At 67.5% G+C, this 11,372-nt stretch carries 12 protein-coding genes and 1 pseudogene; 9 read left to right on the top strand and 4 right to left on the bottom strand.

Annotated features, from left to right (window positions below):
* Positions 1–38 precede the first annotated feature (38 nt).
* Complete coding sequence (locus tag AC5Y7D_RS14140) at positions 39–722, top strand: LppU/SCO3897 family protein (RefSeq protein ID WP_499924860.1); 684 nt, start codon at positions 39–41, stop codon at positions 720–722.
* A gap of 7 nt (positions 723–729) precedes the next feature.
* Here the strand turns inward: AC5Y7D_RS14140 and AC5Y7D_RS14145 are convergent.
* A pseudogene (locus AC5Y7D_RS14145) lies at positions 730–1,319 on the bottom strand (SDR family NAD(P)-dependent oxidoreductase); the annotation flags it as partial.
* Positions 1,320–1,371: 52 nt separating this feature from the next.
* The gene (locus AC5Y7D_RS14150) at positions 1,372–1,803 is read right to left on the bottom strand and encodes a YiiD C-terminal domain-containing protein (protein WP_499925217.1); all 432 of its coding nucleotides are present in this window, start codon (positions 1,801–1,803) and stop codon (positions 1,372–1,374) included.
* Between the two features lie 106 nt (positions 1,804–1,909).
* Between AC5Y7D_RS14150 and AC5Y7D_RS14155 the strand changes: the two genes are divergently transcribed.
* From AC5Y7D_RS14155 to AC5Y7D_RS14175, 5 genes are all read left to right on the top strand, one after another.
* On the top strand, positions 1,910–2,479 hold the full coding sequence (locus AC5Y7D_RS14155; RefSeq protein ID WP_499924862.1) for a DUF2231 domain-containing protein: 570 nt from the start codon (positions 1,910–1,912) through the stop codon (positions 2,477–2,479).
* 58 nt (positions 2,480–2,537) lie between these two features.
* Positions 2,538–3,149 (top strand): TetR/AcrR family transcriptional regulator, encoded by a 612-nt coding sequence (locus AC5Y7D_RS14160; protein WP_499924864.1) that lies wholly within the window; start codon positions 2,538–2,540, stop codon positions 3,147–3,149.
* Between the two features lie 76 nt (positions 3,150–3,225).
* Positions 3,226–4,782, top strand: coding sequence for an MFS transporter (locus AC5Y7D_RS14165; RefSeq protein WP_499924867.1), 1,557 nt, complete (start codon positions 3,226–3,228; stop codon positions 4,780–4,782).
* The gene (locus tag AC5Y7D_RS14170; RefSeq protein WP_499924870.1) at positions 4,779–5,555 is read left to right on the top strand and encodes an SDR family NAD(P)-dependent oxidoreductase; all 777 of its coding nucleotides are present in this window, start codon (positions 4,779–4,781) and stop codon (positions 5,553–5,555) included. Before AC5Y7D_RS14165 ends, AC5Y7D_RS14170 begins: the two co-directional genes overlap by 4 nt.
* Positions 5,556–5,648: 93 nt before the next feature.
* Entirely contained in the window at positions 5,649–7,010 is a 1,362-nt protein-coding gene (locus AC5Y7D_RS14175) for a PE family protein (RefSeq protein ID WP_499924872.1), read from the top strand.
* A gap of 38 nt (positions 7,011–7,048) precedes the next feature.
* Here AC5Y7D_RS14175 and AC5Y7D_RS14180 read toward each other — a convergent pair whose 3' ends face one another.
* A complete protein-coding gene (locus AC5Y7D_RS14180) occupies positions 7,049–7,864 on the bottom strand; it encodes an SDR family NAD(P)-dependent oxidoreductase (protein ID WP_499924875.1) in 816 nt (271 codons plus the stop codon).
* Positions 7,865–7,977: 113 nt separating this feature from the next.
* Here AC5Y7D_RS14180 and AC5Y7D_RS14185 point away from each other — a divergent pair, with 113 nt between their 5' ends.
* On the top strand, positions 7,978–8,610 hold the full coding sequence (locus AC5Y7D_RS14185) for a dihydrofolate reductase family protein (protein WP_499925219.1): 633 nt from the start codon (positions 7,978–7,980) through the stop codon (positions 8,608–8,610).
* Here AC5Y7D_RS14185 and AC5Y7D_RS14190 read toward each other — a convergent pair.
* Positions 8,592–9,221, bottom strand: a complete 630-nt coding sequence (locus tag AC5Y7D_RS14190) for a TetR/AcrR family transcriptional regulator (RefSeq protein WP_499924876.1) — start codon at positions 9,219–9,221, stop codon at positions 8,592–8,594. The two genes, AC5Y7D_RS14185 and AC5Y7D_RS14190, sit on opposite strands and share 19 nt — an antisense overlap.
* A gap of 78 nt (positions 9,222–9,299) precedes the next feature.
* Here AC5Y7D_RS14190 and AC5Y7D_RS14195 point away from each other — a divergent pair, with 78 nt between their 5' ends.
* Both AC5Y7D_RS14195 and AC5Y7D_RS14200 read left to right on the top strand, forming a co-directional pair.
* Positions 9,300–9,968, top strand: coding sequence for a DUF998 domain-containing protein (locus AC5Y7D_RS14195; RefSeq protein ID WP_499924879.1), 669 nt, complete (start codon positions 9,300–9,302; stop codon positions 9,966–9,968).
* 82 nt (positions 9,969–10,050) lie between these two features.
* Positions 10,051–11,079 carry a fused (3R)-hydroxyacyl-ACP dehydratase subunits HadA/HadB gene (locus tag AC5Y7D_RS14200; RefSeq protein WP_499924881.1) on the top strand — a complete coding sequence of 343 codons (1,029 nt, stop codon included), beginning with the start codon at positions 10,051–10,053 and terminating at the stop codon, positions 11,077–11,079.
* Positions 11,080–11,372: the final 293 nt, after the last annotated feature.

Raw genomic sequence — 11,372 nt, forward strand, 5'->3', positions numbered from 1 at the left:
GTCGCCACGTCGTCGACTCGGGCACAAGGGGTTTGCACATGACAGGCAGCGACAGCAGCACCGCACCGGAGGGTTACCCGGTTCCGCCGACCGGTGGGTATCCACCGCCTCCGCCCGCTGGGTACCCGCCGCCGGGTCCCCAGTACGCGCCGCCCCCACCGCCTCCCGCGGCGCCCAAGAAGGGATCGGTCGGCAAGCGGATCGGCGCGGCCCTGGGTGCGGTCGCGCTCGTGATCGCCGCCAAGTTCGGACTGCACGCGGTAACCCACCGCCATGCCGATCGCCCCTTGACCAACAGTGGCTTCGACTACGCAGTGGGCACCTGCCTGAACCTCGCCAAAGCGGGCATCGCCGTCAGTCCGAGCGATGTACACGTGGAGCCTTGCTCGTCGCCCACGGCACTGTCGAAGGTCGCCAAAAAGTACAAGGGCGCCAAGAACTGCCCCAACGACAACTACGGAACTCTGGAAGGTGGCGGCAGCGGCCTGTGCCTCGAAGACAACCTGACCGTCGGCAGTTGCTATCACCAGGCCTTGATCTCGCACATGTTCGCACCAACCGACTGCAAACCCGGCGTGTTGTCCAGCGACCCGACCTTCCGGGTCGCGACCCGGCAGGACGGCGTCAACGACCCCGCCCTGTGCGATGGTGATCAGCAGGTGGTCAATTTCCCTGAGCCGGCGCTGACGTACTGCATGGACGTTCTGGAACGCAGCGGGTAGGAGGTCGGCCGGCGCCCTTGCCGTTATCGACCCGGTACACGGCGCCGTGCACACCCGAGGCGTCGTCGCTGGCCAGGAACGCGATGACGTTGGCGACGCCGAGGGGTTGCATCATGCCGCGCGGTGCGGCTGAGCGCAGTATCAGGTCGTAGTTCCGCTTCTCCGGGGCACTGAACTGTTCGATCTGCGGGGTCAACATGCCGCCCGGGCACACCGCGTTCACGCGCAACCGATCCGCGGTGTACTCGACGGCCAGGGCACGCGTCAGCCCGATCAACCCGTGCTTGGCCGAGCAGTAGCCGGCCGAATACGCCTGGCCCTCGACACCGGCGATGGACGCGACGTTGACGATGTTGCCGCCCCGGTCCAGCAGGTGCGGCAGTGCGGCGCGGCACAGGTAGAAGGGGCCGTTCAGGTTCACCGCCAGGTCTTGGGCCCAATCGTCGTCGGTCATCGACTCGGTGCGCCGCATCTGATGGCGCCCAGCACTATTGATCAAACCGTTGCCCCCCTGCGTGACAGCAGTCGCGCCGTCTCGGCGCCCAGGCCCGACGAGGCGCCGGTCACGAGGGCGACTTTGCCGTGCATTGTTGCCATTTCGTCCCTCGCCGACTTCACAGGTCTGCGGCGCGCACCCGTCGCCGCAGCGTCAATCTCGATGTGCCCGTAGCTGATACAGCCCGTGCGTGGTGGCAACGACCGTGCCGTCGGCGTCGGTCACCACCGCATCCAGCGTGTAGTCGGACTTGCCCCGTGCGGCCGCCTCGGCTTCGACTCGCGCTATCGTCTCGTCGTCCATGCTCGCTTCAGCGCGCAGCGGGGTGGTGGCCATGGCCCGGAAGGCGATGTCGACGTTCTTCACCAAGGGGAAGTACTTGCTCGTATCGAAGGTGGCCAACGCGATAATGCCGCCCAAGACTTCGGCGACGGTGAACTGCACGCCCGCATAGATGACACCGAAGTGGTTGCCGTTGCCCTCGACCGGGACACTCGCGGCGGCAAATCCGCGGCGCGCCTCGACCACCCGTACACCCATGCGGTCAGCGATCGGGATGGTCGATGTCAGTGCGGAATTCATCATCTCGACGAGCTCGTCAGTCACGGTCTCGATCGTCGCACACGGTCTGCCCACGCGAACGTTCGGGACGGATGCGGTTGGACGCCATCTAACCGGGTAGATAACCGCAATGAACCTGCATCGTGTCTTGGGACGTGTCGAGGAAGTCGAGGTTCTGGATGGGTCCGCCGGAGCGGCCTCCCGGGTGGCCGAACAGTTGCTCGGCCGTCGCGGACTCGCCGGGGCTCTGCGCGGCGCCTGGCTGGGACACCCCGTGCACCCCTTGCTGATCACGCTCCCCATCGGCGCCTGGATGACCTCGGCGGTATTCGACGTCGTCTTCGACGACGCCAGGGCAGCCCGCCGGCTCGTCGCCGTGGGTCTGACCGCCACACCGCCAACCGTGCTGGCCGGATGGGCGGACTACCCGCTGCTCAACCGGCGACAACAGCGGGTGGGTCTGGCGCACGCAGCATCGAATGCGGTCGGCGTCATCATGTTCTCGCTCGCCTACCGGGCGTACCGCAAGGAGCGCCGCCGCCGCGCGCGCGTGTACACGCTGCTGGGTCTGACCGCGATCAGTGTCGGCGGAGCCCTGGGCGGGCACTTGTCCTACGCGCAAGGCGCCGGCATGTTCCGCTGGCAGCCACGACGTGCAGTGACAGACCGCAGCCCGGTAGCGCACCTGCGGGCCGCGTGAGGCCGTAACAGCCTGTCGATTCCACCCGCCCGCGGGGTCCGATGTAAGACTTGTCAACATGGCGTCGAGCCCCTACCACCACGGCAACCTGCGGCAGGCGCTGTTGGACCACGCTGTGGCGCTGGCCCGGGCCGGCGGGCCGGACGCGGTCGTGCTGCGTGATGTGCAGCGGGCCGCCGGGGTCAGTAATTCGGCGGCATACCGGCACTACTCGGATCGGCAGGCCTTGCTGGGTGCGGTTCAGGTCTACGCGATGACCATGCTGGGCGATGCGATGACGGAGTCGATCGATGCGGTTCCCCACCGCGGCCCGCGCAGGCGCCGGGCGGTCGCGCGCTTCAGAGCCACCGGGCAGGCGTACGTCGACTTCGCTCTTGCCGAACCCGGTTTGTTTCGAACGGCTTTCGCGCCTGGCGAAATGCAGCACAACGGCAGCACCGTGTCACCGGACCGTCATCCGTTCGCCATTCTCAGCCGCTGCATCGACGACCTCGTCGCCACCGAAGTGCTCACCCCGAGTTTGCGCGATGGGCTCGACGAAGCGGCGTGGGCGGCCGTGCACGGCCTGGCGACGCTGTACCTCGACGGACCGCTCGCCGCGGCTGATGCAGATCGCAAGCAGCTGATCGTCGACCGGCTCCTCGACGTGATCGAAGTCGGCATCCGCTAGCGACAAATGTTGACAGCGATAACTTCGACTGCCATGCTTGCCGATGTTATTGCTGTCAACATAAGGCGGATTTTCGATGACCATTGACACACCGAACCGTTCCCACACCGAATGGTTGCCGACGCGGGCCCGGCCCGCAGCCATCCTGGTAGTGGTCCTGGTCGCATCGCTGGCCATCAATGTGGAGACCACGATCGTCAATGTCGCGCTGCCCACCCTGAATTCGTCGCTGGGCGCATCGACTCGAGGGCTGCAGTGGATCGTGGACGCCTACAACCTCGCGTTCGCCGCCCTGGTGCTGGCCGGCGGCACTGTCGGGGACAAGTTCGGGCGCCGCGGGACGCTCATCGCCGGACTGGGCCTCTTCGCACTCAGTAGCGTGGGCGCCGCACTGTGCACCACAACCGGATCGCTGATCGCGATGCGGGTGGTGATGGGCGTGGCCGCGGCGCTGATCTATCCCACCACGCTGGCCATCATCACCGACACCTTCCGCGAGCCTCGTCAGCGTGCGGTCGCGATCGGACTGTGGGGTGCGGTCACCGGCCTGGGCGTCGCGGTCGGCCCCATACTCGGCGGCGCGCTGCTCGAGGTGTTCTGGTGGGGCAGCCTGTTCCTGGCCCTGGCCCCCATCGCCCTTGCGGCCGCACTCGCCGCTCCCGTCGTCATCCCCGCCTCCACTCCCGATGCGGGGTCCCGGCTGGACCGAGGTGGACTGGTGCTCTCGGTTCTCATGCTCGGCGCACTCGTCTACACCATTATCGAAGCGCCGGAACAAGGTTGGGGTTCGGTGAGGACACTGGGCGGCTTCGCGGTGGCGCTCGCGGCCGGCATCGGATTCGCGCTGTGGGAACGTCGGCAGCCCGATCCACTGATCGACGTCACACTGTTCACCAACCTGCGGTTCAGCGCCGCAAGTGGGGCCGTCACGGTGGCATTCTTCGCCTTGTTCGGGTTCATTTTCCTGATCACCCAGTTCATGCAGCAATTGCAGGGCTTCGGGCCGCTGGGCACCGGCGTGCGGATCCTGCCGGTGGCGCTGTCGATCGCAGTGGGATCGGTGCTGGGAACCAGGCTGGCCGTCGGCAGAGTCGGCACCAAAGCCGTTGTGTTCGTTGGCCTTTTGCTGATGGCCGCCTCGTTTGCCTGGATCAGCATTATCGACCTGAGCGTCGGCTATCCGGAGATGGCCGCTCAGATGGTGCTGTTGGGCGGCGGGCTGGGACTGACCACCGCGCCGGCCACCGACTCCATCATGGGGGTGGTGCGGCCCGAACAGGCCGGTGCCGGATCGGCGGTCAACGATGCCACCCGGCAGGTGGGCGGCACCCTCGGGGTGGCGGTCATCGGCAGCGTCTTCTCTACGCTCTACATCCGTCAACTCACCGAAAGCCAAGCGCTGCAGGCCTTACCGCAACCCGTCCGGTCGGTGGCGCAGGAGGGCCTGGCACAGGGGCTGGCCGTCGCTGCGAAATCACCTGCCTCGATAGCCGGCGCCGTCCGCGATGCCGTCAGCGACGCATTCCTGTCCGGCATGAGCGCGGGCTGCGTGACCGCCGCGGCGGTCTGCCTGGCCGGAGCGTTCTTCGTGCTGGCCGTGCTGCCGGCACACCCGGTCGGCAGCCGGGCATGACCTGGCTCGAGCGGTACGGACCGTGGGCGGTGATCACCGGCGCCAGCGACGGGATCGGGCGTGCATGCGCGAAACTCGTTGCCGCGGAGGGGGTTAATGTGGTGCTGGCCGCGCGCAACGAGGCCAGGTTGCAGGTGCTGGCCGGCGATTTGGAGAACACGCACGGGGTGAAGACCCAGGTGGTGGCGGTCGATCTCAGCCAAATGGGCGGGGCAGCAACTCTTTTGGATGCGACAGCCAATTTGGACGTGGGTTTGGCGGTCTTGGCGGCCGGATTCGGCACCACCGGACCGTTCGCCGAATCCTCTATGGACGGGGAACGCGAGATGATCGCGGTCAACGTCACCGCCGTCGCGCAACTGGCCCAATCGTTCGCCACGCGGATGGCCGCGCAGCGGCGCGGTGGGATCGTGCTGTTCGGCTCCATCCTCGGCTGGCAGGGCGTGCCTGGCCAGGCGAACTACGCGGCGACCAAGGCTTACGTGCAGACTCTCGCCGAGGGCCTGCACCGCGAACTCAAGCCGCGCGGCGTCGATGTGCTCTCGGTCGCACCGGGCCCGGTGCACACCGGGTTCGCCGCACGTGCGGGCTTGACCATGACCTCGGCCGCCGCCCCCGAGGCGGTGGCTCAAGCGATGTGGTCCGCGCTCGGACGACGCGCGACCGTCGTGCCAGGCCTGCGGGCGAAGTTCCTGACGGCATCGCTGAAAATGCTTCCTCGGCAGCTCAGGTCGATCATCCTGGGCCGCGTCATGGCGTCGATGCGTCGCTGACGAAGTTGCTGCGGAATTTGGGCACGGGCGGGCATACGCTTTTCTGACATGCGGTGATCCTCGGGCGGTCCCCGCGTCGGTTCGGAGGTCGAGATGTCCTTTGTCAGTGTGGTACCGGAGTGCTTGACGGCGGCGGCCTCACACCTGGTGAGCATCGCTTCCTCGGTCGGCGCGGCCAACGGGGCGGCAGCCGCCCCGACCTCGGCATTGTTGGCCGCGGGTGGTGATGAGATATCGGCCGCCATAGCCGGGATGTTCAGCGATCACGCCCAGGCCTATCAAGTCGTCAGCGCCCGGGCCGCGGAGTTTCACCAGCAGTTTGTCCAGCTGCTGAACGCAGGCGGGGCGTCGTACGCCAGCGCCGAGGCCGCCAACGCCAACCCGTTGCAGGCCCTGATCAATCAGGTGAACGGACCTGTCGAGGCGCTGCTGGGACGACCACTGATCGGCGACGGCCGTAACGGCGTAGACGGAACCGGCTCCAACGGGCAGAACGGCGGATTGTTGTGGGGCAACGGCGGTAACGGCGGGTCGGGTGGGGCGGGCCAGAACGGCGGCAGCGGCGGAGACGGCGGCTTCCTGTTCGGCAACGGTGGCCGCGGAGGCGCCGGCGGCGCTGTCCCGAATGGCTTTGCCGGGTTCGGCGGCAACGGCGGAACTGCCTTCGGCCTGTTCGGTAACGGGGGGGCAGGTGGGGTCGGCGGGGCCGGGGGGACCGGCGTCGGCGGCGACGGCGGCAACGGCGGTAGCGGCGGCTTGCTGTTCGGCAACGGCGGCGGCGGCGGTGCCGGTGGTCGCGGGTTCGTTGCCGGTTGGGGTGGCTACGGCGGTGACGGCCTCGGCCTGCTCTACGGGCTTGGCGGCGCCGGCGGTGCCGGCGGGGCCACTCCCTTCAACGGCGGAGTTCCCGGCATCGGCGGGACCGGTGGCAGCGGCAACATTTTGTTCAACGTGATCAGCACCGGCGCCGAAGGCGGCACCGGGGGCGATGCTGCCGGCACCACTACCGGCGGGCAGGGCGGCCAAGGTGGCAGCGGCGCCGGTCAACTCTTCGGCTTCGGCGGCGCCGGCGGGGCGGGCGGCGCTTCGCTGGGCACCGGCAGCGGCGGGCCGGGCGGATACGGGGGCGACGGCGGCGCCTTCTTCGGCATCGGCGGCGCCGGCGGCAATGGCGGGCCCGCCGCTGCCGGCGGACGGGGAGGCGTCGGCGGGCTGGGTGGTCTCGGCGGCATCATCTTCGGCCTCGGCGGCGCCGGCGGCAATGGCTTCGGTGCGGCCGACCTGGCCGTCGGGGGTAACGGCGGCCAGGGCGGCTACGGGGGCTTCTTCTTCGGCATCGGCGGCCACGGGGGCAACGGCGGCATCGGGGCTACCCCGGGAGTTGGTGCACCCGGCGGTTTCGGCGCCTACTTCCTGTTCGGGCCCATCGGGGCGCCGGGGCTGACGCCGGCGTGAGCTGGTAATTCTCGACGGGCGGCGCAGCGCACTGAGTCCTAATGCCCCTTGAATTCGTCCATGGAGTTGTAGACGCCGACACGCCGCAGGTAGAAGTCGCGCAGCCGGATCGGCAGCACGGCGCTGAGCACTTTGTTCATCTTCGACGTCCACGGGATGACGACGAACGGGCTGCCCTGCAGCATCGCCTTCCAGGTCTCGTTGACGACGTCCTCCTGCTCGAGCATCGGCGTGAACAGGATGCCCTTCGCGCCGTCGAACATGCCGGTGTTGATGTAGGTCGGGCACACCGTGGTGATCTTGACCTGCTCGTGGCCCGCCTGTTCGAGTTCCAGGCGCACGGAATCGGAGAAACCGATCGCCGCCCATTTGGAGGCGGCGTAGGCGGCCATGCGGGGAATGGCGTTCAGGCCGGCCGACGACGCGATATTCACCAGGCGGCACTGTTGGCCCGACTCGATCATCGCAGGCAGGAACTCCCGGGCCACCAGCATGGGGCCGATGGAGTTGACTTCCACGGTGAGCATGAAGTCACGCGGCTGGTTTTCCCAGAAGTAACCGTTGCCGCGCACGATCCCGGCGTTGTTGAACAGCACATGGATCGTGCCAACGGTGCTGCGGACCTGCTCGGCCGCCTCGGCGACCCGGTCGGGTGAGGTGACGTCGACGGTGTCGTAGTGGATCGTGCCGCCGGCCGCTTCCAGTTCGGTTGCGGTCTCCTTCAAAGCGGTTTCGTTGGCGTCCCAGAGGACCACCGCAGCAGCGCCCTCCTTGACGGCCTGGGTGGCGAACAATTTGCCGAGACCCATGGCGGCGCCGGTGACTAGGACGTTGGTCCCCTTGACGGATTGCATGATGGAGCTCCTCTGGGCATCTTCGGTGAAGCAACGGGTAGCTCATACCGTTCTATCGCATCAGGGCTTGCACCGACGCGATGAGTTTGTCGGCACACACCGGTCTACCGGTCATGGGCCTCATCCACATTGAGCTGTTCGCCACCCTAGACCTCGTCGGCCAAGCGCCCGGCGGTCCCGACGAGGACCCGGTGGGCTTTCCTTTCGGCGGTTGGCAGGCGCCCTTGATGCACGAGGTCAGCGGGGCGCAGATCGGCGCTGCCTACGAGGGCACCGACGCGCTGCTGCTCGGCCGACGCACGTACGACATCTTCTCGGCCTATTGGCCACATCAGCACGACGGGCCGATCGCCACGCTGTTCAACAGGGTGCCGAAGTACGTGGCCTCGCGCGGCCGGCCCGAGCTGTCGTGGGCCGGGTCCACGCACCTGGGCCACGACCTGGCCGGCGCGGTCCGCGAGATCCGCGACCGGCACGACCACATCAAGGTTGTCGGGAGCCTGAACCTGGTGCAGACGCTGCTGCGCGAGAAACTCTTCGACCGTCTTGACCTCTGGGTTCACCCCATCGTGCTCGGCGTCGGGAAGAAGGTGTTCGACGGCGGCGCGGTGCCCACGAACCTCGGACTCCTGGAACCGCCGGTAGCCAGTCCGACCGGCACGGTGTACCTGCGCTACGGACTCGCCGACGGCACGCCCACAACGGGTGACATGAGCGCGCCCGATCATCAGGCTGCCGGTCGGTAACCCGCCAGGAACACCCGAATAGCGGACTGCACCCGACCCTCGACGTCGATGGCCGCCTGCACCGCCGGGCCGCCGCAGAACAGCGCCTGGTCGATACACCGGCCGACCACCAGAAATGCGAAATGCTCTGCGGCAGTATCGGGTTCGCGCACCTCCAACAGGCCGCGCCAGTCCAGCCGGCGGAAGCAATCGGCGAAGGCCGCCAGCATGCGGCGCGGGGCGCGGTCGTAGTAGAGCGCCGCGAGTTCGGGCAATCGGTTGGCCTCGCCGACCACCAGCCTGCGCAGTTGCACCACGGGTTCTTGAAGGACCGCGCGTAGATAGTCGCCGGCCAACGCGGTCAGGTCCCGTTCCAGATCGGTGGTTTCCGCCAGGGCTGCCACGCGGTCCAGGAACGCCGACACCGTGCCTTCCAAAGCCTCGTCGACAATCGCCATCAACAACTCGTGCTTGTCCCCGAAGTGCTTGTACACCGTCTGTTTGGACACCGCGGCCGACGCCGCGATCGCGTCGACGCTGGTGCCGTGATACCCGCTGGCCAGGAACAACTCCTGACCGGCGGACAGGATGCTCATGCGTTTGCGGGCCGAACGGCCCACTGGCTCGGGCATAACCGGCCTCTCGTGAGTACTGGACAGTCTAGTTTTTGGTACTGTACGGTCTAGTTCCATGGTGACATGGAGGATGCCGTGACCCGTACCGATTGCCCACCTCTTGCAGACCGCGTCACAAAGTCGCTCCTCGGATACGGCGTCATCGCGGGTCCTGTCTACGTGGTGTCGGTTGCCATCCAGGCGGCCACTCGGGACGGATTCGACCCCACCCGGCATGCCGCAAGCCAACTGGCCAACGGTGACCTCGGGTGGATTCAGGTCGCGACGTTCCTGATCACGGGCGCTATGACGGTCGCCGCCGCCGTCGGCGTCAGGCGTGCACTCGGTGCCGGACGGCGCTCCGGGTGGGCCGCCGGTCTGCTCGGCGGCTACGGGCTGGCCTTGATGGTCGCCGGGGGCTTTCGCGCCGACCCGTCGGACGGGTTCCCGCCCGGCACCCCGCCCGGCGTCGGCCACCTGAGCTGGCACGGCCTCACCCACTTCGCCGTCGCAGGGGTCGGCTTCTTATGCCTGGTCGCCGCGTGCTTTGTGCTCGGCGGATGGTTCGCGCGGACGCCGGGCGGCACCGGGTGGGCGTGGTTCTCGCGCGTCACCGGTCTGGTGTTCGCGGCGAGCTTTCTCGCGTTGTCCTCCGGGTCCGGTGGTACGGCGTCGATCCTGGTGTTCACCGCGGCGGTCGTACTGGTGTGGACATGGCTGACGGCCTTGTCAGTCAGGCTTTACCGGAGCGTCGACCACCCCTAGGTCGCGTTTTGCCCGTTGTCGGCGCGCTAGTGTGCTGTGGTCGGCCTCTACCAGCAAGCCGATAGAACAGTTGGGCGAATTCATGACCACAGCGACAGAGGCATCAACGCTCGAATCTCGGGTCGGCCATTACTACGAGATGGACTACACCTACGAGGTGGGGCGCGAGAAGGTACGCGAGTACGCCCGCGCGGTGCAGGACTACCACCCCGCTCATTGGGATGTCGATGCCGCCGCGGAACTCGGATATTCCGGGCTGGTAGCGCCGCTGACGTTCACCTCCGTTCCGGGCATGACCTGCAATCGCCGCATGTTCGAATCGGTGGTCGTCGGCTACGACACCTACCTGCAGACCGAAGAGGTCTTCGAGCAACATCGTCCGATCGTTGCCGGCGATCAACTCCGCATCGACGTCGAACTGACATCGGTGCGCAGGATCGCGGGCCGAGACATGATCACCGTGACCAACACCTACACCGATACCGCCGGCGAGCGGGTGCACACCCTGCACACGACGGTCGTCGGCATCACCGCCGAGGACTTCGATCCGGAGGTCAAGCTCGCCGTGCAGAAGGCGATGATGCACGACGTCAACATCCTCGACACCGGCGAAGCCGACGCCGCCTACGAGAAGACGGTGCGCCCCGAGGGCGAGGTCCGGATCGCGCAGGACACGGCACGCACGCCCGGCACGCCGTCCTTCGACGAGCTGAAGGTGGGTGACGAGCTGCCGGTGCGTCATACCAGGCTGTCCCGTGGCGACCTGGTGAACTACGCCGGCGTGGCCGGCGACGCCAACCCGATTCATTGGGACGAGACCCTCGCCAAGGCGGCCGGGCTGCCCGACGTGATCGCCCACGGCATGCTGACCATGGGTCTGGGCGCCGGATTTGCCTCCGCGTGGACCGGTGATCCCGGTGCGGTGACCCGCTACGCGGTGCGGCTGTCCCAGCCGGCCATCGTGTCGGCCATCGAGGGCGCCGACATCGAATTCAGTGGCCGGATCAAGTCTTTGGACCCGGACACCCGCTCCGGTGTCATCATCGTCGGCGCGAAGTCCGCCGGTCGCAAGATCTTCGGCTTGGCCACGATGAACGTGCGGTTCAGCTGAGAAAGCGGATCGAGCGGGCCGGGTAGTCGACTCCATAATGACGCGATGTCCGTCCGGGCGCAGTGAATTTTGCTGCCCGTGTCCCGCCCCTACACTCCGAGGATGCAATCGGGTCTGCTCCGGCTTGATGCCGACCAGCTGCACGACAGGTCCAACCACTGGAGCCAACGAAGCGCTGATCTCGCCGTCGTAGCGCCGCCCTCACCCGGGCTGCCGTTTCAACCCACCACGTCGGCGGTCGGGAGTGCACATACAGCGGTCGAGCTTGCCGCAGCGACGTTGACCGTCCGCAT

The organism is Mycobacterium sp. NGS49 (assembly GCF_059812565.1).